The 21,044-nt window shown below is 69.0% G+C and carries 18 protein-coding genes and 2 tRNA genes; 12 read left to right on the top strand and 8 right to left on the bottom strand.

Annotated features, from left to right (window positions below):
• Nucleotides 1-129: 129 nt before the first annotated feature.
• The 6 genes from gyrB to ACFPIJ_RS46740 all read left to right on the top strand — a co-directional run bounded on the left by gyrB (nt 130) and on the right by ACFPIJ_RS46740 (nt 5,913).
• On the top strand, nt 130-2,073 hold the full coding sequence (gene gyrB / locus ACFPIJ_RS46765; protein ID WP_380125960.1) for a DNA topoisomerase (ATP-hydrolyzing) subunit B: 1,944 nt from the start codon (nt 130-132) through the stop codon (nt 2,071-2,073).
• A 28-nt stretch (nt 2,074-2,101) separates the two neighbouring features.
• Nucleotides 2,102-4,612: a DNA gyrase subunit A gene (gene gyrA, locus ACFPIJ_RS46760; RefSeq protein WP_380125959.1), complete on the top strand. Its 2,511-nt coding sequence runs from the start codon at nt 2,102-2,104 to the stop codon at nt 4,610-4,612.
• Between the two features lie 3 nt (nt 4,613-4,615).
• Nucleotides 4,616-5,482: a DUF3566 domain-containing protein gene (locus ACFPIJ_RS46755; RefSeq protein ID WP_380125958.1), complete on the top strand. Its 867-nt coding sequence runs from the start codon at nt 4,616-4,618 to the stop codon at nt 5,480-5,482.
• Nucleotides 5,483-5,610: 128 nt separating this feature from the next.
• Nucleotides 5,611-5,684, top strand: a tRNA-Ile gene (locus ACFPIJ_RS46750).
• Between the two features lies 1 nt (nt 5,685).
• On the top strand, nt 5,686-5,814 hold the full coding sequence (locus ACFPIJ_RS46745; protein WP_239136238.1) for a DLW-39 family protein: 129 nt from the start codon (nt 5,686-5,688) through the stop codon (nt 5,812-5,814).
• Between the two features lie 26 nt (nt 5,815-5,840).
• A tRNA-Ala gene (locus ACFPIJ_RS46740) sits at nt 5,841-5,913 on the top strand.
• A 302-nt stretch (nt 5,914-6,215) separates the two neighbouring features.
• Here the strand turns inward: ACFPIJ_RS46740 and ACFPIJ_RS46735 are convergent.
• The 4 genes from ACFPIJ_RS46735 to ACFPIJ_RS46720 all read right to left on the bottom strand — a co-directional run bounded on the left by ACFPIJ_RS46735 (nt 6,216) and on the right by ACFPIJ_RS46720 (nt 10,467).
• The gene (locus ACFPIJ_RS46735) at nt 6,216-6,779 is read right to left on the bottom strand and encodes a Uma2 family endonuclease (protein ID WP_380125957.1); all 564 of its coding nucleotides are present in this window, start codon (nt 6,777-6,779) and stop codon (nt 6,216-6,218) included.
• 242 nt (nt 6,780-7,021) lie between these two features.
• Nucleotides 7,022-7,927 carry an LPXTG cell wall anchor domain-containing protein gene (locus ACFPIJ_RS46730; RefSeq protein WP_380125956.1) on the bottom strand — a complete coding sequence of 302 codons (906 nt, stop codon included), beginning with the start codon at nt 7,925-7,927 and terminating at the stop codon, nt 7,022-7,024.
• A 126-nt stretch (nt 7,928-8,053) separates the two neighbouring features.
• Nucleotides 8,054-8,590 (bottom strand): dihydrofolate reductase family protein, encoded by a 537-nt coding sequence (locus ACFPIJ_RS46725; protein WP_380125955.1) that lies wholly within the window; start codon nt 8,588-8,590, stop codon nt 8,054-8,056.
• Between the two features lie 116 nt (nt 8,591-8,706).
• The gene (locus ACFPIJ_RS46720; RefSeq protein WP_380125954.1) at nt 8,707-10,467 is read right to left on the bottom strand and encodes a tetratricopeptide repeat protein; all 1,761 of its coding nucleotides are present in this window, start codon (nt 10,465-10,467) and stop codon (nt 8,707-8,709) included.
• On the opposite strand from ACFPIJ_RS46720, the gene ACFPIJ_RS46715 reads away from it, so the two are divergent.
• The 4 genes from ACFPIJ_RS46715 to ACFPIJ_RS46700 all read left to right on the top strand — a co-directional run bounded on the left by ACFPIJ_RS46715 (nt 10,466) and on the right by ACFPIJ_RS46700 (nt 14,847).
• Nucleotides 10,466-11,227: an arginase family protein gene (locus ACFPIJ_RS46715; protein ID WP_380125953.1), complete on the top strand. Its 762-nt coding sequence runs from the start codon at nt 10,466-10,468 to the stop codon at nt 11,225-11,227. The genes ACFPIJ_RS46720 and ACFPIJ_RS46715 overlap by 2 nt on opposite strands.
• A 91-nt stretch (nt 11,228-11,318) precedes the next feature.
• On the top strand, nt 11,319-13,025 hold the full coding sequence (locus ACFPIJ_RS46710; RefSeq protein ID WP_380125952.1) for a substrate-binding domain-containing protein: 1,707 nt from the start codon (nt 11,319-11,321) through the stop codon (nt 13,023-13,025).
• Complete coding sequence (locus tag ACFPIJ_RS46705; protein WP_380125981.1) at nt 13,025-13,549, top strand: YbaK/EbsC family protein; 525 nt, start codon at nt 13,025-13,027, stop codon at nt 13,547-13,549. Before ACFPIJ_RS46710 ends, ACFPIJ_RS46705 begins: the two co-directional genes overlap by 1 nt.
• Nucleotides 13,546-14,847: a VWA domain-containing protein gene (locus tag ACFPIJ_RS46700; protein WP_380125951.1), complete on the top strand. Its 1,302-nt coding sequence runs from the start codon at nt 13,546-13,548 to the stop codon at nt 14,845-14,847. The genes ACFPIJ_RS46705 and ACFPIJ_RS46700 overlap by 4 nt, the downstream gene beginning before the upstream one ends.
• A 14-nt stretch (nt 14,848-14,861) precedes the next feature.
• On the opposite strand, the gene ACFPIJ_RS46695 is transcribed toward ACFPIJ_RS46700, so the two are convergent.
• Nucleotides 14,862-15,296 carry a SufE family protein gene (locus tag ACFPIJ_RS46695; RefSeq protein ID WP_380125950.1) on the bottom strand — a complete coding sequence of 145 codons (435 nt, stop codon included), beginning with the start codon at nt 15,294-15,296 and terminating at the stop codon, nt 14,862-14,864.
• Nucleotides 15,297-15,371: 75 nt separating this feature from the next.
• Nucleotides 15,372-15,797 (bottom strand): CBS domain-containing protein, encoded by a 426-nt coding sequence (locus tag ACFPIJ_RS46690; RefSeq protein WP_380125949.1) that lies wholly within the window; start codon nt 15,795-15,797, stop codon nt 15,372-15,374.
• 150 nt (nt 15,798-15,947) lie between these two features.
• On the opposite strand from ACFPIJ_RS46690, the gene ACFPIJ_RS46685 reads away from it, so the two are divergent.
• Nucleotides 15,948-16,715: an SGNH/GDSL hydrolase family protein gene (locus ACFPIJ_RS46685; RefSeq protein WP_380125948.1), complete on the top strand. Its 768-nt coding sequence runs from the start codon at nt 15,948-15,950 to the stop codon at nt 16,713-16,715.
• 4 nt (nt 16,716-16,719) lie between these two features.
• Nucleotides 16,720-17,577, top strand: coding sequence for a sulfurtransferase (locus tag ACFPIJ_RS46680; RefSeq protein ID WP_380125947.1), 858 nt, complete (start codon nt 16,720-16,722; stop codon nt 17,575-17,577).
• A gap of 53 nt (nt 17,578-17,630) precedes the next feature.
• Here the strand turns inward: ACFPIJ_RS46680 and ACFPIJ_RS46675 are convergent, their stop codons facing one another.
• The gene (locus ACFPIJ_RS46675) at nt 17,631-18,581 is read right to left on the bottom strand and encodes a glycoside hydrolase family 130 protein (RefSeq protein ID WP_380125946.1); all 951 of its coding nucleotides are present in this window, start codon (nt 18,579-18,581) and stop codon (nt 17,631-17,633) included.
• Nucleotides 18,571-21,024: a glycosyltransferase gene (locus ACFPIJ_RS46670; RefSeq protein ID WP_380125945.1), complete on the bottom strand. Its 2,454-nt coding sequence runs from the start codon at nt 21,022-21,024 to the stop codon at nt 18,571-18,573. The genes ACFPIJ_RS46675 and ACFPIJ_RS46670 overlap by 11 nt, the downstream gene beginning before the upstream one ends.
• Nucleotides 21,025-21,044: the final 20 nt, after the last annotated feature.

Genomic DNA, 21,044 nt, shown 5'->3' with positions numbered 1-21,044 from the left:
TCGCGGCGCCCGCTCGGTGGGGCGCAGGACTCCGGCGTGCCTGCGCCGTGACCGTAGTGCTCGCACGACTCCGCACGAGACCCGGGGCGCCGAGCGGCGCAGCCGGCCAGTGCGAGAAAGCGACCGAGGGTGGCAGTAAACAAGCCCGAACAGTCCTACGACTCCTCATCGATCACCGTGCTCGAGGGGCTCGAGGCGGTTCGCAAGCGGCCAGGCATGTACATCGGCTCGACCGGCGAGCGCGGCCTGCACCACCTGGTGTGGGAGGTCGTGGACAACGCGGTCGACGAGGCCTTGGCGGGCTTCTGCGACACCATCGAGGTCACGCTCCTTGAGGGTGGCGGGGTGCGGGTCGTGGACAACGGTCGTGGCATTCCGGTCGACATGCACCCGAAGGAGAAGCGGCCGACGGTCGAGGTCGTCCTCACGGTGCTGCACGCCGGCGGCAAGTTCGACGGCAAGGCCTATGCCGTTTCCGGCGGTCTGCACGGCGTCGGCATCTCGGTCGTCAACGCGCTCTCCACGCGGATCGACCTGGAGATCCACAAGGACGGGTTCGTCTGGCGGCAGACCTACCGCAACTCGGTGCCCGACCCGCTGCAGAAGGGCGAGGCGACCGACCGGACCGGCACCAGCGTGACCTTCTGGCCCGACGGCGCGATCTTCGAGACCCTCGACTTCAACTACGAGACGGTCTACCGGCGCATCCAGGAGTATGCCTTCCTCAACCGCGGACTCAAGATCGCGCTGCGCGACGAGCGCGCCGACGTTCCGGAGGAGAAGAAGGAGGTCGTCTTCTGCTACGAGAACGGCATCGCCGACTTCGTGCGCCACCTCAACGCGACGAAGACGCCCATCCACCGTTCGGTGGTCGAGTTCGGCTCCGACGGCGACGGCATCTCGGTGGAGATCGCCATGCAGTGGAACGAGTCGTATGGCGAGAGCGTCTACACGTTCGCCAACACGATCAACACGCACGAGGGCGGCACCCACGAGGAGGGCTTCCGCAGCGCGCTGACCTCCGTGGTGAACAAGTACGGCGCGGACAAGAAGTTCCTCAAGGGCGACGAGAAGCTCACGGGCGAGGACATCCGCGAGGGTCTGGCCGCGATCATCTCGATCAAGCTGACCAACCCGCAGTTCGAGGGCCAGACGAAGACCAAGCTCGGCAACACCGAGGCCCGCAGCTTCGTGCAGAAGGTCTGCAACGAGTGGCTGGTCGACTGGTTCGACCGCAACCCGGCCGAGGTCAAGACCATCATCACGAAGGCGTCCCAGGCCGCCAGGGCGCGGCTGGCCGCCTCACAGGCGCGCAAGCTGGCCCGGCGCAAGTCGCTGCTGGAGTCGGGCTCGATGCCCGGCAAGCTGGCCGACTGCCAGTCCAACGACCCCCGGGTCTCCGAGCTGTTCATCGTCGAGGGCGACTCCGCCGGCGGCTCGGCCAAGCAGGGCCGTGACCCGCGGGTCCAGGCGATCCTGCCGATCCGCGGCAAGATCCTCAACGTGGAGAAGGCGCGCATCGACCGCGTCCTGAAGAACAACGAGGTCCAGGCGCTGATCACCGCGCTCGGCACCGGCATCCACGACGAGTTCGACATCGAGAAGCTGCGCTACCACAAGCTGATCCTGATGGCCGACGCCGACGTCGACGGCCAGCACATCCAGACGCTGCTGCTGACGCTGGTGTTCCGGTTCATGCGGCCGCTGATCGAGCTCGGTCACGTGTATCTCGCGGCGCCCCCGCTGTACAAGATCAAATGGAACAAAAAGGGCGACGACGCGCAGTATGCCTACACCGACCGTGAGCGCGACGGGTTGATCACGCTGCGCCAGCAGAGCAAGCCCAATGCCAAGCCCGACGACATCCAGCGGTTCAAGGGCCTCGGTGAGATGAACTACCCCGAGCTGTGGGAAACGACGATGAACCCGGCGACCCGCATGCTCCGTCAGGTGACATTGGACGACGCTGCAACCGCGGACGAGCTCTTCAGCGTCCTGATGGGCGAAGACGTGGAAGCACGCCGCTCGTTCATCCAGCGCAACGCTAAAGACGTCCGGTTCCTCGACATCTGACCGTCAACACTGAGAAAAGGGATAAAGAGTGACGGAACCGACTACCACTCCGGAGACTCCCGACGAGAGTGGTTCAGCGGTCGCGAGCCGGATCGAACCGATCGGCATCGAAGTCGAGATGCAGCGGTCCTACCTCGACTATGCGATGAGCGTCATCGTCGGGCGGGCCCTGCCGGACGTGCGTGACGGCCTCAAGCCGGTGCACCGCAAGATCCTCTATGCGATGTTCGACGGCGGCTACCGCCCCGACCGCGGCTACGTGAAGTGCGCCCGCGTCGTCGGTGACGTGATGGGTAACTACCACCCGCACGGCGACGCCTCGATCTACGACGCCATGGTCCGTATGGCACAGCACTGGTCGCTGCGCTACCCGCTGATCGACGGCAACGGCAACTTCGGCTCGCCGGGCAACGACCCCGCCGCCGCCATGCGGTACACGGAGGCCCGGCTCGACCCGCTCGCCATGGAGATGCTGCGGGACATCGACGAGGACACCGTCGACTTCGTCCCCAACTACGACGGCCGGGCCCAGGAGCCCACGATCCTGCCGTCGCGCATCCCCAACCTGCTCGTCAACGGCAGCACCGGCATCGCCGTCGGCATGGCGACCAACATCCCGCCGCACAACCTGCGGGAGATCGCCCAGGCCGTCCAGTGGTGCCTGGACAACCCCGAGGCCGACGAGGCCGAGACGCTCGACGAGCTGATCAAGATCGTCAAGGGCCCCGACTTCCCGACCAAGGGCCTCATCGTCGGCACGTCGGCGATCATCGACGCCTACCGGACCGGCCGCGGCTCGATCCGCATGCGCGCCGTCGTCGAGGTCGAGGAGGACACCCGCGGGCGGACCATCCTCGTGGTCACCGAGCTGCCGTATGCGGTCAACCCCGACAACCTCGCCGAGCGCATCGCCGACCTCGTCAAGGAGGGCAAGCTCGCCGGCATCGCCGACATCCGCGAGGAGTCCTCCGGCCGCACCGGCATGCGCCTGGTGATCGTGCTCAAGCGCGACGCGGTCGCCAAGGTGGTGCTCAACAACCTCTACAAGCACACGCAGCTGCAGGAGACGTTCGGCGCCAACATGCTGGCGCTGGTCGACGGCGTGCCCCGCACGCTCAACCTCGCGCAGTTCGTGCGGCACTACGTCACGCACCAGATCGAGGTCATCGTCCGGCGCACCGCATACCGGTTGCGCAAGGCCGAGGAGCGCGCCCACATCCTGCGCGGCCTGGTCAAGGCCCTCGACATGCTCGACGAGGTCATCGCACTCATCCGGCGCTCCCCGAGCGCCGAGGAGTCGAAGAACGGCCTGATGAACCTGCTCGACATCGACGACATCCAGGCCGTCGCGATCCTCGACATGCAGCTGCGCCGGCTCGCCGCACTGGAGCGCCAGCGCATCTTCGACGAGCTGGCGAAGATCGAGATCGAGATCGCCGACTACAAGGACATCCTGGCGACGCCGGCCCGGCAGCGGCAGATCGTCTCCGAGGAGCTCGCCGAGATCGTCGCCCGTCGCGGCGACGAACGGCGCACCCAGATCATCCCGTTCGACGGCGAGGTCTCCATGGAGGACCTCATCGCGCGCGAGGACGTCGTGGTCACGATCACCCGGACCGGATACGCGAAGCGCACCAAGGTCGACCTGTACCGCTCGCAGAAGCGCGGCGGGAAGGGTGTCTCCGGTGCGACACTGAGGCAGGACGACATCGTCAGCCACTTCTTCGTATGCTCCACGCACGACTGGATGTTGTTCTTCACGAACAAGGGCCGCGTCTACCGGGCGAAGGCGTATGAGCTGCCGGAGGCAAGCCGGGTCGCGAAGGGTCAGCACGTCGCCAACCTGCTGGCATTCCAGCCCGACGAGCACATCGCACAGGTGATCGAGATCCCGAACTACCAGGTGTCGCCATACCTGGTGCTGGCCACCAAGGACGGCCTGGTCAAGAAGACCAAGCTGGAGGAGTTCGACTCCAACCGGTCCGGCGGGATCATCGGCATCAACCTGCGCGAAGAGGACGAATTGGTGGGCGCCGCACTGCTCGGCCCGGAGGACGACCTCCTCCTGGTGAGCAAGCAGGCCCAGGCGATCCGCTTCACCGCCAATGACGACACGCTGCGCCCGATGGGCCGCGCAACGTCGGGGGTGATCGGGATGCGCTTCGCCGAAGGTGATGAACTGCTGGCGATGGAAGTGGTGCGCGAGGGGATGGACCTGGACGTTTTGGTGGCCACCGACGGTGGTTTTGCCAAGCGGACTCCCATCGAGGAATATCCGGTGCAAGGACGCGGCGGCAAGGGCGTCCTGACGGCTAAAATCACGTCTCGGCGTGGCGGCCTGGTTGGCGCCGTGGTGATCGATCCGGATGATGAGCTTTTCGCCATCACCTCAAATGGTGGCGTGATCCGGACTCCCGTGAAGCCTGTACGACGTACGCGGGATCGGAACACAATGGGGGTCAAGCTCATGGACCTGCCGGAGGGTGTGACCATCGTCGCGATCGCCCGCAACGCCGATGAGCCCGACGAACAGGACTAGTTGATGACAGACACACAGGCGAAGTCGGGGACCGCCTCGGCAGCAACCGATGAGGCCAAGCAGGCCGGAGAGGCTGCCATGACGGGATCTGACTCGGGGGCGCCTGCCGCCGGCGGGGACGCCGGTGCGTTCAACGGGGCCAGCACGCCCGGTGAAACCACGATCGGCGGCACGCCGAAATATCAGCGTGCCCCCGGCATGGTGCCGCCGCCCGACTCGTTGACGGTGCCGATCCAGTCGCCGCCGTCCGTCGGCGTCGCGAAGGGCAAGGCCGGGGTCGTGACGCCCCCGCCCGTGACGCTCGGTTCCGCGGCGCCCACCAGCGGCGCGGCGACCGGCACGGCGAGCGTCGCGGTGGCCCGTGCCTCCGTGCGCCCGACCAACGCCGGCGCCACCCAGGCGCTGAACGCGCCCGCGGCCGCGCCGGCGGTGAGCGGGTCCGCCCGCGTCACCGAGGCCGTCCGCGCGGCCCGCAAGACGGTCAGCTCCGCGGTGGGCCGCGGCCCACGCCGGGCCCGGCTGCACCTGAAGCGCATCGACCCGTGGTCTGTGATGAAGTTCGCGTTCGCGGTCTCGTTCGTGCTGTTCGTCGTCGTCATCGTCGCCACGTCGGTGCTCTACCTGGCCCTTGACGCGATGGACGTCTTCAACAGCGTCAACAAGGCCCTCGCCGACATCGTCAGCTCCACCGGTGGCCAGGCCGACAGCACCTTCCGCATCACCGCGAAGGGCGTCATCGGCGGCGCCGCCCTGCTCGGCGTGGTCAACGTGGTCCTCTTCACCGCGCTCGCCACCCTGGGCTCCTTCATCTACAACGTCTGTGCCGACCTGGTCGGCGGCATCGAGCTGACGCTGGCGGAGAAGGACTGACCTGCTGTTTTCCCCACGGCGAGCCGCTCGGCTCGCCGTGGGGGGAACCGGTTTGAGGCTTGGGTGCCGGGTGCGGTAACCTTGGCCGTCGCGCTGATACGCCCGCTTTTCGCGGGGATCGGTGTAACGGGGCTATAGCTCAGTCGGTTAGAGCGCAGAGCTGATAACTCTGAGGTCGCTGGTTCGATTCCAGCTAGCCCCACATGTGGAAAAAGGTGCTCCTGGTGGTCGCAGTCGTCGGTGCCGCTGCCTACGTCGCCAAGCGCGTGAAGACCGCGAGCGAAGAGCGCGCGCTCTGGCACGAGGCCACCACCGCACCGGACCTGCGCTAGTCACACCGAGGGGTCTCCCCTCGCCCGGGGGCGTAGCTCAACTGGCAGAGCACCGCCTTTGCAAGGCGGGGGTTAGGGGTTCGAGTCCCCTCGCTTCCACGTTCCGCCAACCGGCGCGGCCTGCTCATCGGCTGCGCCGATTCGCCGTTGTGGCTCCACTTGCCCCCGCGCAGCCTTCGGCTGCTCCCTAGTGGGGGAGCTTCGCTCCACCCACACCCCCTCAAACCCTTTCGGGGCTGAGTGGGGTTTCCGAAGGGTCGGTGCGGCAGCCGCCTTGACCCGGTCGGGCCTTCACAAGTTTGTGACCGGTGAGGGCGGCGCCTCTGTGAGCGCCCGCCGCAGGACTCGCCCACCATGCAGCGCCGTTGTGGCTGGATAGGGCAGCGCGCTGGCCGTCACGGTCAGGAGGGCGAAGGCCTACCAGCAGCCAGGGCAGCAGTGTCGATTGCGAACGGGTTGTCCGAGGTCAAGGTCTCCCCGCCGCCCACCACCATGTGCTCGACGTAGTGCTCGCCGTCGAGTCGCAGCAGGTGCAACACAACCGAGGACAGGGAATCCTGCTCCACCAGCAGGTACCAGCCGATCCCCGCCTTCGCGTAGAAGCCCATCTTCGCCACCCGGTCCGTGCCGGCGTTGCTGGGCGAGACCACTTCGCCGATCAGCGCCACGTCGACTGCGTCGATCATTGTGCCGTCATCGACGTCGGAGACGACGAGGTCAGGGATGACGATCCGTCTGGTCTGCAGGCGGACGTTGACCGCTTCCAGGACCAGCAGGCCGGCCGCTGAAGCGCCGGGGTCGAGTGCGTTGGCGATGCGGCGGGACAAGATCTGGCGCCGGATAGCCGGCGCTGGACTCACCAGCAGGCTTCCATCAATCAGCTCGATCCGGGTCGGCGTCTCACCGAGTGCGAAGTACTCGTCCTCGCTCCACGGCCCGACGTGCTCCAGTACATCCGCACTCATCGGCGACTCACCTCCACACGCATGCTCCCGCCAGCCTCCCACGCAAAGCGTGCCCCGTGACGAAACCAAGGTGGACGATCCACCTGCGAGCACCCGTTGTGGAACGTGCACCCGGCACCCGGCACCCGGCACCCGGCACCCGGCACCCGGCACTGCATGCGCGCCCGCTGAGGCCGGAGAACATGGCGGCGGCCGATCTGCTTGTGCAGATCGGCCGCCGTTGGGTTTGCTGTGGACCGGCGTCAGGCCTTCAGGACGATCCGGCGACGGCGGGCCACCAGAACCAGCCCGGTGCCGAGGGCGACCGCGAGGACGCCACCGCCGACGATCAGGCCGGTGTTGGAGCCGGTGATCGGCAGCTGTGAGCCGGCGGCCGGAGACGGGGAGACAGAGGCGGACGGGACGGGGACCTTCTTGGCGACGATGTCCAGGTCGGCGGTGTCGTCGCCGAGGATGAGCGCGCGCACCGGGTCCTGGCCCTCGCCGCTGAGGATCTGCCACCCGGCCGGCATGACGAAGCGGAGCTCGACCTCGCCGGCGCGGAGGCCGTTGAGTGCGAAGTGGCCGGTTGCGTCCGTGGTGGCCTGGCCGAGGACGGCACGCGTGGCCGGGTCGAGGATCTCGACCTTGACGCCGGGAACGCCGATCTGGTCGGACTCGGCCGGGGAACTGATGCTGTCGCCCGGGTAGATGTGGCCCTTGATGTTGCCGATGCCACCGGTGACTGCGGCGCGGACGGTCAGGTAGTTGTCGTCCGGGTGCGCGTCGCCCGCGTCAATGCCGAGTTCGAAAGCGACGAAGGCCTTGCCCAGCTTCTTGCCCTCGGCGGTCGTGACGCCGTCGAGTGCGAAGGTTTTCGTCTCCCCGCCGGCCAGGTCGAAGCCGGTCTGCAGGACGCCGAAGTCTTTGATGTCGGCGCCGCCGCTGTCACCGCCGAGGAAGTGAATCTTCTTGGCGGCGAAGGAACTCTTGTTGGAGACCTTGACGGTAAGGACGAAGGCCTCGTCGACCTTGTAGGTTGCCTTGTCGAAGCTGCCGGTCACCGCGATGTCCGGCAGCGGCTCCGCAGCGGCGGCCGGAGCGGCGGCGGCGAGGCCGCCGACGAACAGGCCGGCCAGGGCCCCGAGAAGGGCGATCTTTGCACGCATGGGCGAACCGTATAGATCGCGCGGGAACGGGGTTGACCCCCTTGGCTTTGATCCATGTCACTTCTTGGTAACAGGGGCCGGCGCCACGATCGCGCCGGCCGCCCGGTGAGCAGGAAGGCGTGGGGGTCAGGCCGGTTCGTAGGTGAGGTGGGCGACGCCGGTCGGGAAGGTTTCCGAGGCGGCGAGCCGCAACGGGGTCCGCTTGCCGGTGTCGTCGAAGAGGCGCGTGCCGCTGCCCACCACGATCGGGCAGACCATGAGATGCAGCTCGTCGAGCACGCCGGCGTGGACCAGTGACCGGACCAGCGTGGCGCTGCCCGTGATGGTGATGTTGTCGCCCGGCCCCTGCTTGAGCGCGGTGAGCGCGGCGGTGACATCGCCCTCCAGCAGCGTCGCGCCGGACCAGTCGACCGAGGTCAAGGTCGTGGACGCCACCAGCTTCGGGGTGTTGTTCATGAAGTCGGCGATCTCGCCGCTCTGACCGGGCCAGATCGCGGCGAACTCCTCATACGTGCGGCGGCCGAGCAGCAGCGTGCCGGTGGCGTCGCGGCGGGACTTGATGGACTGGCCGACCTCGTCGCAGTAGTAGTCGAAGCTCCACTGCTCCGGCGAGCCGATGACACCATCGAGCGACATGTGCAGCCCGGCGACGATCTTCCGCATGATGGCTCCTCCAGGTAAAAGGCGTTCTCTACCAACGCGTCGAACGACCTGTCGCCGTTTCGACAGCGGAGCCGACACGATTTTCCGCATGCCCTGGACGCTGCCGACGGACTTCGTCACCCACCCAGGACGGCCTGGCCACCGAGGGCATTGAGCGCGGCGACGCCGCCCTTGTGGTGGCGGTCGTAGTGGGCGAGGCACTGCCGGTACAGGGCCTTCGCCTCGGCGGTGCGGCCGACCATCCGGTACGTGTCGGCGAGGTCGTGCCGGACGTTGGCGAGGGCGGCCGGGTCGGGTCGCGCGGCCAGGTGGTCGGCGAGGACCTGCTCCAGGAGCCGCATGCCCTCGTCGAGGTGGCCGGTTTCCAGGTGCACGATGGCTAGCGCCGTCCCGGAGTAGGCGGTCTCGGCGTGGCCGGCGCCGAAGACGCGCCGCCGGTCGGCGTAGGTGCCCTCGAGCGCGGCAGCGGCCTCGTCCAGCTGGCCGAGATTGAGGTGCGTGATGCCGAGCAGGTGCGCGGCCCACAGCGTGTCGGCATGGTCAGGGCCGAGGACCGTCCGGCATTCGTGCAGCACCGGGGCGAGCACCGCGAAAGCATCCTCGAGCGTGCCGTGCCCCCGGTGCACCCGGCCCAGCATGAGCCGGTGCGCGAGCGTCACCGGATGCCGGGCGCCGTGCAGTTGCGCCGCGGTGGCCACCTGGTCGTGTGCGGCCCGCAGGGTGTCGGCCGGGTAGCCGAGGGCGTCGCGGGCCTGCCTGAGGTTGAAGTGCATCTTGACCAGGTCGCCGTGCGCGATGTTGCCGTACAAGGCGGTGGCGTCGACCAGGATGGCCGGTCCGAGCGCGTCGACGGCCGTGGTGTTGCAGGTGCGCAGCAGCGCGTCGGCGGTCTTGACGCGCAGGTGCAGCAGCCGCCGGCGGATGGCGACGTCGGCGCCGGCGCTGTGGAGGTACACCGCGGACAGGTGCAGGGCCAGCTCGACCACCGCGGCCCGCGATCGTGGGTCGAGCCGGCGCACCGCCTTCTGCAGGGCGTCGGTGACGTCGGTGAGCACCGTGTCGTGACGGCTCCGGTCGGCGATCGCGCACCGGACCCAGTTCGTGAGCGTGATCCGGCCGTCGGCGACCGTCGCGAGCGCGGGCGGCACGTCGGGCGGCTGCTTCCAGCCGAGCAGCCGCAGCGCGGCGCCGGTCGGTGCGAGGACGGAGAGGCGTTCCAGCAGTCCGTGCACGTCGGCCGGCAGCGATTCGTGGGCGAGGCGGACCACGTCGGTGGCCGGATGGTCGCCGGGCGTCGGGAAGCGCCGGCCCGGTCCGATCGTCGAGGCCGCCACCGCCAGCGCCGCCGGATGGTGATCGAGGCGGGCGGCGAGGTCCGCCAGGTCGGGCGGGACCTCCGCAGGGGCGTAACCGCCGATCTCGATGGCATCCGGGACCGCCGCCCGCGTGGCGACCACGACGTGGACGGCGCCGAACCGGGGCATCCAACGGCGGACGAGGTCCAGGTCGGGCGCGTCGTCGTAGACCATGAGGACCGGGCCGGGGTGCTCGCGGAGCATGGCGAGCCCCGCCGGGACCGTCCGCGACACGTCCGATCGGGCGTCCCAAGCGCCGAACGACTCGGCGACCCGGTCGAGGTCGGCGAGGAGGCTGGTCTCGTTCGCGGCGGACAGCCACAGGACCAGCGGCCAGCCCTCGGCGGTGCGGCGGTGGGCGTACTCCGCGGCGAGCTGGCTCTTACCGACCCCGGACCGCCCGCACAGGACGGTGACCGGGGTGACCTGTCGGGTGTTTCGGGCAACTTCCGGCCAGTCGATCCGCAGGTCCCGTCGCACCCAGAAGGCCGGGTGCAACGCAGGCGGGGGAAAATGCGTCATGACCACGATCTACGTTCCCTACCACCTTGATGAACGCCTCGACGGGCTGGTCGATGAGCCGGCTGACGTGATCGTCACCGCCGAGTTCCCCGAGGATCGTGACATCTGGGGTCGCCTGGCGGTGCTGTACGACCGGGTCGCCGACGAGGTCCGTCAGGCCGAGTCACCCGTCGTGATCTCCGGGGACTGCACCACCGCGTTGGGGACGGTGGCCGGCCTGCAGCGCCAGGGGCTGGACCCGGCGGTCGTGTGGTTCGACGCGCACGGCGACGTGCAGACGCTCGAGACGACCACCTCGGGATACATCGGCGGGATGCCGTTGCGGGTGCTGGTGGGGTACCGGCCCGAGCTCATCGCCGATCGGCTGGGGCTACGGCCGCTGGACGAGGACCGGGCGGTGCTCGTCGACGCCAGGGATCTCGATCCGGCCGAGGCGGAGTATCTCCAGGGTTCGGGGATCCGGCGGTACCAACTCCAAGATCTTGAATTGCCCGAGGGTCCGTTGCTGGTGCACGTGGACCTGGACGTCGTGGACGGGGCCGAGTTGCCGGGACTGCTCTTCCCGGTGCCGGGTGGTCCGTCGATGCGTGCCGTGCTGGCGAAGGTGGAGGAGATCATCGCCACCGGCCGGGTCGTCGCGGTTGACCTGGCCTGCACCTGGCGGCCGGGAAACGGGGCCGAGGCGAGGGCGTTCGTCCAAACGGTCTGCAAAGCCTTTGGAAAGGATCCGAACAACTTTCGGACGCAACGTGATCATTAAAGTGCGGAGTGTACTCGCGTCGCGCGAATCCGTGTGACGAATACCCGAACGCTGGACCCATTTACCTCGTATCTAGGGAATATTGGTACCCGTGAGAGGACGGCACGCAGCGGCGGACCTGAGGAGTAACGGGTTCGTCGCACTCGCCGCCGGCATGATCCTTCCCCTCGTCGTCATCGGTGCCGTCTACGGCGGCTACCAGATGATGTCGTCGACGGGATGCTCGGGCACGGTGCGGCTCTCAGTCGCGGCGAGCCCGGAGATCGCGCCGGCCATCAAGGACGCCGCGGCCCGGTGGATCAAGACCGAGCCGCGGGTCGACAACGAGTGTGTCGCGGTCGACGTCGTCGCCGTGGGTGCATCCGAGGTTGCCGCGGCGATCGCCGGTGAACACGGCGTCACCATCAACACACTCGGCCAGGCCGACGGCAAGACGCAGGTGCCACACGTATGGATCCCGGACTCCTCGATCTGGCTGCAGCGGATGCGCGCCGCCCGCGAGGACCTGGTGCCACAGAACGCGCCGTCGCTGGCGCGCAGCCCGATAGTGCTGGCGGTGCCGGAGCCGACGGCGAAGTCACTCGGCTGGCTGGAGAACAAGCTCACCTGGAAGCAGGTGCTGCAGCAGATCGTCGGCGACACCCGGATCACGCCGGGCATCGTCGACCCCAACCGTGATGCCGTCGGCATCTCCACGATGGTGGCGATGGCGTCGGTACGCGACCAGTTCGGCCCCGAGGGCGACGCGCTGACGGTCGGCGCGATCAAGGCGTTGACCACCGGCAAGTCGGAGCAGCAGTCGGGGCTGATCGCACGGTTCCCCCGAGACGCCGACCCGCGGACGCTGTCGACCGCGGTGACCCTGGCGCCGCTGTCGGAGCAGGCGCTGCACGCGTACAACGCGACCGGACCGGCGGTGCCGCTCGTCGCGGTCTACCCGGATCCGGCGCCGATCGCGCTGGACTACCCGTTCACCGCGATGCCCCGCCTGTCGCCGAACCGGGCCGCCGCCGCGGAGCAGTTCCGGTCGGTGTTGTCCGGGGCCGAGTTCCGCAACCTGCTCTCCACGCACCAGCTGCGCGCCAACGACGGCACCGTCGGCACCGGCATGACGCTCGGGCCCAGCGCGGCGAGCAGCAGCGCCGTCACGCCGGTGCCGGATCCCAAGGTGATCAACGCGGCGCTGCAGATGTGGATCGAGATCACTCAGCCGTCGCGGATGCTGGCGGTCGTCGACGTCTCCTCGGCGATGAAGCAGACCGTCCCGTCCGCAGGCGGCCTGAGCAAGGAACAGATCGCTGTCCAGGCCGCGTTGGGCGGCCTGGACATGTTCCCGGAGAGCTGGGCCGTCGGGCTCTGGTCGTTTTCGACCGGGCATCAGCAGCTGGTGCCGATCGGCCCGCTCAACGCGCAGCGCGACCAGCTCCGCGGGGCCCTGGGCGGTCTGAAGCCCAACCCCAAGGGCGGTAGCGGGCTGTATGACACGGTGTTCGCGGCGTACCAGACGGTGCAGCAGGGCTGGGACGCCAGCCGGGGCAACTCGGTCGTGGTGATCACCGGCGGACGCAACAACAACCCGGGCGGGATGTCGCTCGAAACGCTCGTCAGCTCGTTGAAGAAGGCAGAGAACAAGGACCAGCCGGTGCAGATCATCATCATCGGTGTCGGCTCCGAGGTGAACCAGGGCGAGATGCAGAAGATCGTCGACGCCACCGGCGGTGCGGTCTTCGTCGCCCAGGACCCGTCGAAGATCGGAGACATCTTCATGAAGGCACTCGCACTGGACGACGGCCGTTGATCGGGAAGCTCGAAACGGTGCCCGCCCTGTCGGCCACCGACCTGCTGGCCGCTCCAGTCGCACTCGTCACCGCGGCACTGAACGACCCGGACATCCTGGTCGCGCCGATCGACCCCACGCTCGCTGACACGGCGGAGTTCTGCGCCGCGTATGACGTCGGCCTCGAACAGTCGGCCAACTGCGTCGTCGTCGCCGGCAAGCGCGAAGGCGAGGTCCGCTACGCGGCCTGCGTGATCCTCGCGACCACCCGAGCCGACGTCAACGGCGTCGTCCGCAAGCGGCTCGACGTGCGCAAGCTGAGCTTCGCCCCGATGGACGACGCGGTGTCGTCGACCGGGATGGAGTACGGCGGCATCACCCCCATCGGCCTCCCCGCCGGCTGGCCGGTCCTCATCGACTCGCGCGTGGTCGACGTGCCCTGGGTCATCATCGGCAGTGGCCTGCGCCGCAGCAAGATCGTGCTGCCCGGCGCTGCCCTCGCCCGCCTCGCCACGGCCGAGGTCATCCCGGATCTGGCCCGGTGACCCAGCTTCCCAAGGGCGGCAACACTGCGATCCCGGCCGGCACCGTCCGGGTCGTCGTCGGCTGGCACCTGCGGCCCGGGGCGCCGGACGTCGACTGCACGGCGTTGCTGCTCGACGCGTCCGGCAAGGTCCGCGGTGACGCCGACATGGTCTTCTACAACCAGCCGACGCACCCCGGCGGCGCCGTCGTCCACGATGGAAAGCAGCAGGTGGGCGGCTCGGGCTTCGACGCGGTCAGTGTCCATCTCAGCGCCGTGGAGCCGGGCGTCGACCGCGTCGTGATCGCGGCCTCCGCCGACGGCGGCACCTTCGGCGCGGTCGCCGGCCTGCACGCCGTGGTCTATGACAGCGCCGGGGTCGAGCTGGTCCGATTCACCGACATGCGGGCCGCTTCGGAGACTGCGTTCGTCATCGGCGAGTTGTACCGCCGGCAGGGTGGCTGGAAGTTCCGAGCCGTCGGCCAGGGCTGGGACAGTGGCCTGGCCGGGCTGGCGACCGCCTTCGGGATCTCCGTCGACGACGCCCCAGCGCCCACGCCGACCTCCGCGCCGGCGCCGCAACCCGCTCCCGCGCCGGCTCCGGCGGGGGTTCGCTTCACCAAGGGCGAGGATCGGCTGCCCGCCGCCGACCGGCACCGGCTCAACCTGCGCAAGCAGCAGGTCCTGGTATCCCTGGCGAAGCGTGGCGCCGCCGGCATCCAGGCCCGCGTCATCGTGGTGCTCGACGCGTCGGGCTCCATGCACGGGCTGTACAAGCGCGGCGTGGTCGCCCAGGCCGTGGAGCGGATGGCCGCCGTCGCCGCCCAGCTCGACGACGACGGCACGATGCAGGTGTGGTCGTTTGCGAGCCTTGCCCGCCAGCTGCCCGACCTGACGATCGCCGACCTGCCGAGGTGGTTGCCCGCCCACGTCTCGGCCCGGCCCAAGGACGTGGGCGGCAGCAACAACGAGCCGGTCGTCATCGACCAGGTCCGTCGCTGGCTCGCCGCCAATCCTGCCGCGGACCCGACCCTGGTGCTGTTCTTCTCCGACGGTGGGGTCCATCGCAACGCCGAGATCGAACGCCAGCTGCGTGCCGCCGCTCAGGAGCCGACGTTCTGGCAGTTCATCGGGCTCGGCCGGGGCAACTACGGCATTCTTGAGCGCCTCGACCGGATGGAGGGCCGGGTCGTGGACAACGTCGGCTTCTTCGCCGTGGACGACATCGCCACGGTCAGCGACGCAGAGCTGTACGACCGGCTGCTCCACGAGTTTCCGACCTGGATCCCGGAGGTCCGCCGCCTCGGCATCCTGCGGTGATCAGCAATCGGTGATCATGATGTTGCACGTGAAACAGTGGCCTCGCGGACCTGGCGCTGCAGCCGGTTGAGGACCGCAGTGCCGCCCCGCACGCGCAGGGGGCTGATCGCCGTGGCGAGGCCCATCCGCTGGTACAGGTCCGACGGCACCGCCAGGACCTCTTCGGCGCTGGCCCCTTCGAGGCCTTCGCTCAGGATGCCGGCGAAGGCGCGGGTGGTCGGCGCCTCGGGCGGGCAGTCGAAGTACAGCTCCACCCGGTCCTGCGGGGTGACGACCGCCTTGAGGAAGAACGGCGTCTGGCACTCGGGCACCTGCTCCATGCCCTCGTGCCCCTCGAGCGACGCGGGCAGCGGCTTCACCGCGTCGGCGAACTCGAGCATCATCTCCAGCACGACGTCGCGGGGCGCTGACGCGAACTCGTCCACGATGGCGGCAAGCTTGTCGGGCATCTCCACACTACAAACCTAGCCCCAGACCCACGGAACCGGCCGCTCCGAGGAGCAGGCGGCCGGTTTCGAAGCGACTCAGTTGTTCGGGGCGGACCTGCTGATGCCGCCGAGCACGGAGTCGGGGTCGATCTCCTCGGCCAGGTCGCCGATCGACACGATGCCGACCAGCCCCTGGATGTCGTCGCAGACGAGGACGCGGCGCACGGCCTGGTCCCGCATCAGCAGCGCGGCGGTGTGGATCGAGTCCTCCGGCCGGACGGTGACGAGGTCGCGGGTGACGATCTCACCGATCGTCGTCGCCGCGGGGTCGCAGCGCTCCGCCACCGCACGCACGACGATGTCCCGGTCGGTGACCATGCCGGTGAGCCCGGGACCATCGGCGACCACGACATCGCCGATGTTCTGCTCGCGCATGGTCCGGGCGGCTTCCGCGAGTGTGGTCTCACTCGGGAGGTACACCACATTGGTGGTCATCACATCACGGACGGTCTGCATCGTCATGGTTGTCCTCCCAGAGGTTCACTACCCGTTTGTTACCCCCGGGTGGAAAGGCTGAACCAGGTGTGGCGTGCGGCAAAGTCGCTTCCAAGGCTCCGGGAGCCCTGAAAGGATGCGAAGCAGGGCAGCAGCAGACCATGGGGAGGTTATGCGGTGGCGGGGTGGACGAGCTACGTGGCGGTCGGTGACAGCTTCACCGAAGGCATGGACGATCCAAGACCGGACGGCAAGGGCTACCGGGGTTGGGCCGACCTGGTCGCCGGTTGTCTTGCGGCGGATCAGCCCGATTTCCGTTACGCCAATCTCGCGGTGCGGGGACGGCTGTTCGACAACATCGTCGCCGAGCAGGTGCCACTCGCCACGGCGATGAAGCCCGACCTGATCAGCTTCGCCGGCGGCGGCAACGACGCGCTGCGGCGGGGATTCGAGCCCGAGGTGCTGGTCGCGCGGTTCGACAAGACGATCGAGCGGCTCCGGGCGACCGGTGCCGACGTGATCCTGTTCCGTTGGGCCGACCTGACCGGGCGGATGCCGGGCGGCAAGATCCTGCGTCCGCGGGTCGACGCGCTCAACACCGCGGTCGACGGCATCGGTGCGAAGCATGGCGCGCACGTGGTGGACCTGTGGGACGACAGCGAGTTCCTCAACCCGCGGCTGTGGGGGATCGACCGGCTGCACCTGTCGCCGGCTGGGCACCGCAGGGTCGCCGGGCACGTGCTGACGGCGCTCGGCGTCGCGTGTGACGCGTCGTGGCTGGCCGCGCCGCCGCCGCCGGAGGATCTGTCGTGGATGTCGCGGAAGGCGGCCGACGCGCGCTGGGCGACTTCTCACCTGGCCCCGTGGGTGAAGCGGCGGCTGACCGGAAAGTCGTCCGGAGACATGGTGACCGCCAAACGGCCCGAGCTCGCGCCGCTAGATTAAAGGTATGTCTGCGACAAAACTCGTCACCACGGAGTGGCTGGCGAAGCGACTGGAATCCGGTGACACGCAGGGCCTCGTCGTCGTCGAATCCGACGAGGACGTGCTGTTGTATGGCACCGGCCACATTCCGAGCGCGGTGAAGGTCGACTGGCACACCGAGCTCAACGATCAGGTCACCCGCGACTATCTCGACGCGGCGGGGTTCGCCACGCTGTGTGAGGCCAAGGGCATCGGGCCCGACGACACGATCGTGTTCTACGGCGACAACTTCAACTGGTGGGCGACCTACGCGCTGTGGGTCTTCTCCCTGTTCGGTCACCGCGACCTGCGCATTCTCGACGGCGGCCGGGCGAAATGGATCGCCGAGGGGCGGCCGGTCACCAAGGAGGTGCCGGACCGCGCCAGGACCAGCTACCCGGTGCCGACCAGGGACGACACCGAGATCCGGGCGTTCCGCGACGACGTGATGGCGCACATCGCCGCCGACCGGCCGCTCGTCGACGTGCGGTCGCCGGGTGAATACACGGGCGAACTGCTGCACATGCCCGACTATCCGCAGGAGGGCGCGCTGCGCGGCGGGCACATCCCCGGCGCGGTCAGCAAGCCGTGGAAGCAGGCCACGCAGGAGGACGGCACGTTCAAGCCGGTCGACGAGCTGCGCAAGATCTACGCCGACGAGCTGGGTCTCGCGCCGGACGACGACATCATCGCCTACTGCCGCATCGGCGAGCGCTCCTCGCACACCTGGTTCGTGCTGACCCACCTGATGGGCTACCAGCACGTGCGCAACTACGACGGCTCGTGGACCGAGTGGGGCAACCTCGTGCGGGTGCCGGTCGTTAAAGGCAGCAGCCCGAAGTAGTGACAAAGAGAACGGCGGCCACTGCAGGGGCCGCCGTTCTCTTTACCAATGCGTCACTCGTTTTCGGGCGGCAGGCTCACCAGGTAGTCGACCACCTCGGAGAAGCGGGCGCTCGCCATCGCGACGCACAGGTCCGCGGCGCCGTAGTACAGCCGCAGCTCGTCGCGCGCCTCGTCGTGGACGAGACCGGTGGGGAAGACGACGTTGGGCACGTCGCCGACCCGCTCGTATTCGGCGTCCGGCCCCAGCACCCAGCTCGGTGTCCGACGGATGATCTTCGTGGGATCGTCCAGGTCGAGCATGATCAGGCCGACGCGGTACAGCGACGTCGCCACCATCTGCTTGACGCCGTGATACACGCACAGCCAGCCGTGCGGGGTCTCGATCGGCGGCGGGCCCATGCCGATCCGGGTGGCGTCCCACCAGGGACCGGACCGTGCCTGCATGACCGGTTCAGGGGTCGTCCACGCCTGCAGGTCGACCGATTTCGACAGCCACACGTCGGCCCGCGCCGACAGCACCGACACCGGCCGGTGGAACAGCACGTAGTTGCCGTCGATCTTGCGGGGCAGCAGCGAGGCGTTCTTGTCCTCGGGTGGCATTGCGATCCCGAGCGGCTCGACCGACTCGAAATCCTCGGTGCGGGCGAGCGCCACACACGGGCCGCTCGGCCCGTATGCGGTGTAGGCGATCACGTAACCGCCGAGTTCGTCGATGTACGTGACCCGGGGATCCTCGACTCCCCAGCAGCTGTGCTGGTCGGTCGGGTCGTCGGCGATGAGCGGCTTGGCGTCCACGACCCAGTTGGTGCGACCGTCCTTGCTGCGGGCGACGGTCAGGTGCGAGATTCCTCGACGGTCCTCGATCCTGCAGAGCAGGACCGTGTCACCGTTGTGCAGGCAGGCACCCGGGTTGAACACGCTGTTGATCGGATAGGGCCAGTCCCCCGCGGTGAGCAGGGGGTTCGTGGCTTCCCGGTGGAACAGCTCCGCGTCAAAGTGCATCGGAATGGCCCTCCGTGGTGCGCGAGCGGGGCGGCTGGGCGGTCGCGCTGAAGCCGGCTGAGGCCCGTCCGACGGCCCGGGTGCCCGTCGGTGCCTTGTTCGGCGTCGTCCGGGACGGACCGGTGACCGGCAGTGATGTCGGCACCGGGGTCGTGGCGACCACCGGATGGGGCAGAGCAGCCAAACCGGCCTTGAGCAGGCTGAGTAGCGCTTGGTAATAGGCTAGCGTGGACTCGGCGCCCTGGTTCCCATTTGGTTCAGCGGCAGACAGACCATCGTGGCAGGCGCCCGTCGCGTCGACGTAGAGCCGTGCGCCGGCCCGGTTCCTGCCGAGGAACCAGGAGTAGCCCCAACCGGCCAGCCGTGCCGAGGTCGGGTCCGCGGTGTGCTGCCAGGCATCGACCATCGCCTCGGTGATCGCGGCCGCGTCCAGTGGCTGCTCGTCACCGTCGTCGGCGAGCCAGACCGCCGGCGACTCGCCCCGCCGGTGCCACCGGTTCCCGACGCACCGCAGGGTGCCGTCGGCGAGTCCGACGTGCTGGGCGTACCAGTCGAGGGCCGCGATGGCGCGCGCCGCCGCCGCGTCATCCTCCAGCAGGGCCGCACCGAGCAGCATCGCCTGCGGCAACCGGGCGTTGTCGTAGGTGAGCTCCGGCTCGAACCAGCGCCACGACGGGTCCACCGCCGAGGTCGTCATCAGTGCCTCGTCCAGCCTGCGCATGAGCGGCGCGGCCTGGTCGGTGCGACCCGCCCGGGCCAGGCCGATCAGTGCGTAGGCGGCGGTCCGCAGGCCGATCTCGGGCAGCTGGTGGGTGCGCGGGCCCAGCTCGTCGAGCAGTGCCGCGGCCGGCCGCCGGATGTCGTCGGGCACGGCCGGCGTGCCGACCAGGACCCCGAGGGCCCAGACCGCCCGGCCGACGTGATCGCCGTAGTGCGGCCAGTCCTGCCACGTGCCGCCGTAGCTCAGCACGTTGTGCATCGCTCCCGACGGGTCGTAGGCCGCGGTCAGGAACCGGATCGACTGGCGCAGCCAGCGGGTGGCCTGGGCCGACTGCTTGGTGTCGGTGCCGACGGCCAGCAGGTCCGCCGCGACGATCGCGAGCCGGGCGACGTCGTCGACGCAGTACCCGGATGCCAGCTCCGGGTTGGAGCCGCGGGAGAACTGGATGATGCCGATCTCGTCGGTGAGCCGGTCCAGGTGCGCGAGGTTGAGCACCGGCGCGGCCGCGGTCGAGTGACCGGGGCGCGCCGTGGCCGCCTGCGTCTGGCGCACCACGTCGGCGACCAGCTCGGCCTCCCGCGCGGCAACCGCCGGCCAGGGCAGCCAGGCGGCGCACGCCTCCGCCACCGACTTCGCGGCGGCGAGCGCACGGCCGTCGGTGAGCAGGTCGTTGATCTCGATCGCGAGCGCCGCGTCGTCGCCGCAGGGCACCACCCGGCCGGCGCCGCCGGCGAGCATGTCCTCCGCGTAGCTGTAGGACGTCGACACGGCCGGCAGCCCGGCGCCGAGTGCGAACGTCAGGGCACCCGAGCAGATCTGCTCCGGCGACCGGTACGGGGTGACGAACAGCGTGCTGGCGTGCAGGATCGCCGACAGCTCGTCCTCGGCCAGGAACGCGTCGACGAAATGCACGTTGTCGGTGAGCCCGAGCAGCTCGACCCGGGCCTGCAGGCTCTCCCGGTAGACCTCGCCGTCCCGCCGCTTGATCTCCGGATGGGTCGCGCCCGCCACGATGTACTGCGTGTCGGGATGCTCCTTGACCACCGCGGCCAGTGCGTCGATGGCGATGTCGATGCCCTTGCCCTCGCTGAGCAGGCCGAACGTCGTGAGCGTCGGCTTGTCCGCGACCGCCGCGAGCAGCTCGCGCAGGTCGGGGCGCAGCGTCGTCGGGTCCGGCGCGTGGCGCATCGCCTCTGGCGCGCCGTGCGGGACCACCACGAGCTGGTGACCGGCGGCCACGCCGGTGCGGATCGCCACCCGGCGGGCGGTCTCGGTGAAGACCGTGACCCTCGCCGCCCGAGCGCACAACGCGCGCAGCGTCGCCGCCTGACCGGACGAGGGCCGGGACAGCACGGTGTGCAGGGTCAACAGGTAAGGGATGCCGCACGCGTTGAGCGCGCGGGTCAACTCGAGCAGGTGAGAGCCGTCGGTGCCGCCGAAGATCCCGTACTCGTGCTGGATCAGCACGACCTGGACGCCGGCTTCGCGCAGTGCGCGAGCGGCGGCAGAGTAGTCCTCGATGCGGTCGTGGTTGATGGTGACGACGACCTCGTCACCGAAGCTGTGCCCGTCACGGTCGATGGCCACGACGACTGTTTCCAGATCGTCGCTGGCGACACCAAGTGCCTCGCGCAGGTCCGCGGTGTACGTCGCGAGCCCGCAACGGCGAGGCAGATAGGTCGACACGATACCGAGGCGATAGGTCGCGGCAGGGTGTGACATGTGCACATTGTTACCCCGGG

The organism is Dactylosporangium cerinum (genome assembly GCF_042653625.1).
Lineage (GTDB): Bacteria > Actinomycetota > Actinomycetes > Mycobacteriales > Micromonosporaceae > Dactylosporangium > Dactylosporangium cerinum.
Note: the sequence above shows the minus strand (reverse complement) of the source record. Positions and strands in the feature narration are given on the sequence as shown.

Coding starts and splice junctions, on each gene's coding strand:
- ACFPIJ_RS46725 (WP_380125955.1), bottom strand. CDS start 8,590: ATGCGGAAGATCGTCGCCGGGCTGCACATGTCGCTCGATGGTGTCATC.
- ACFPIJ_RS46715 (WP_380125953.1), top strand. CDS start 10,466: ATGACCACGATCTACGTTCCCTACCACCTTGATGAACGCCTCGACGGG.
- ACFPIJ_RS46755 (WP_380125958.1), top strand. CDS start 4,616: ATGACAGACACACAGGCGAAGTCGGGGACCGCCTCGGCAGCAACCGAT.
- ACFPIJ_RS46730 (WP_380125956.1), bottom strand. CDS start 7,927: ATGCGTGCAAAGATCGCCCTTCTCGGGGCCCTGGCCGGCCTGTTCGTC.
- ACFPIJ_RS46680 (WP_380125947.1), top strand. CDS start 16,720: ATGTCTGCGACAAAACTCGTCACCACGGAGTGGCTGGCGAAGCGACTG.
- ACFPIJ_RS46745 (WP_239136238.1), top strand. CDS start 5,686: ATGTGGAAAAAGGTGCTCCTGGTGGTCGCAGTCGTCGGTGCCGCTGCC.
- ACFPIJ_RS46675 (WP_380125946.1), bottom strand. CDS start 18,581: ATGCACTTTGACGCGGAGCTGTTCCACCGGGAAGCCACGAACCCCCTG.
- ACFPIJ_RS46735 (WP_380125957.1), bottom strand. CDS start 6,779: ATGAGTGCGGATGTACTGGAGCACGTCGGGCCGTGGAGCGAGGACGAG.
- ACFPIJ_RS46690 (WP_380125949.1), bottom strand. CDS start 15,797: ATGACGATGCAGACCGTCCGTGATGTGATGACCACCAATGTGGTGTAC.
- ACFPIJ_RS46695 (WP_380125950.1), bottom strand. CDS start 15,296: ATGCCCGACAAGCTTGCCGCCATCGTGGACGAGTTCGCGTCAGCGCCC.
- ACFPIJ_RS46720 (WP_380125954.1), bottom strand. CDS start 10,467: ATGACGCATTTTCCCCCGCCTGCGTTGCACCCGGCCTTCTGGGTGCGA.
- ACFPIJ_RS46670 (WP_380125945.1), bottom strand. CDS start 21,024: ATGTCACACCCTGCCGCGACCTATCGCCTCGGTATCGTGTCGACCTAT.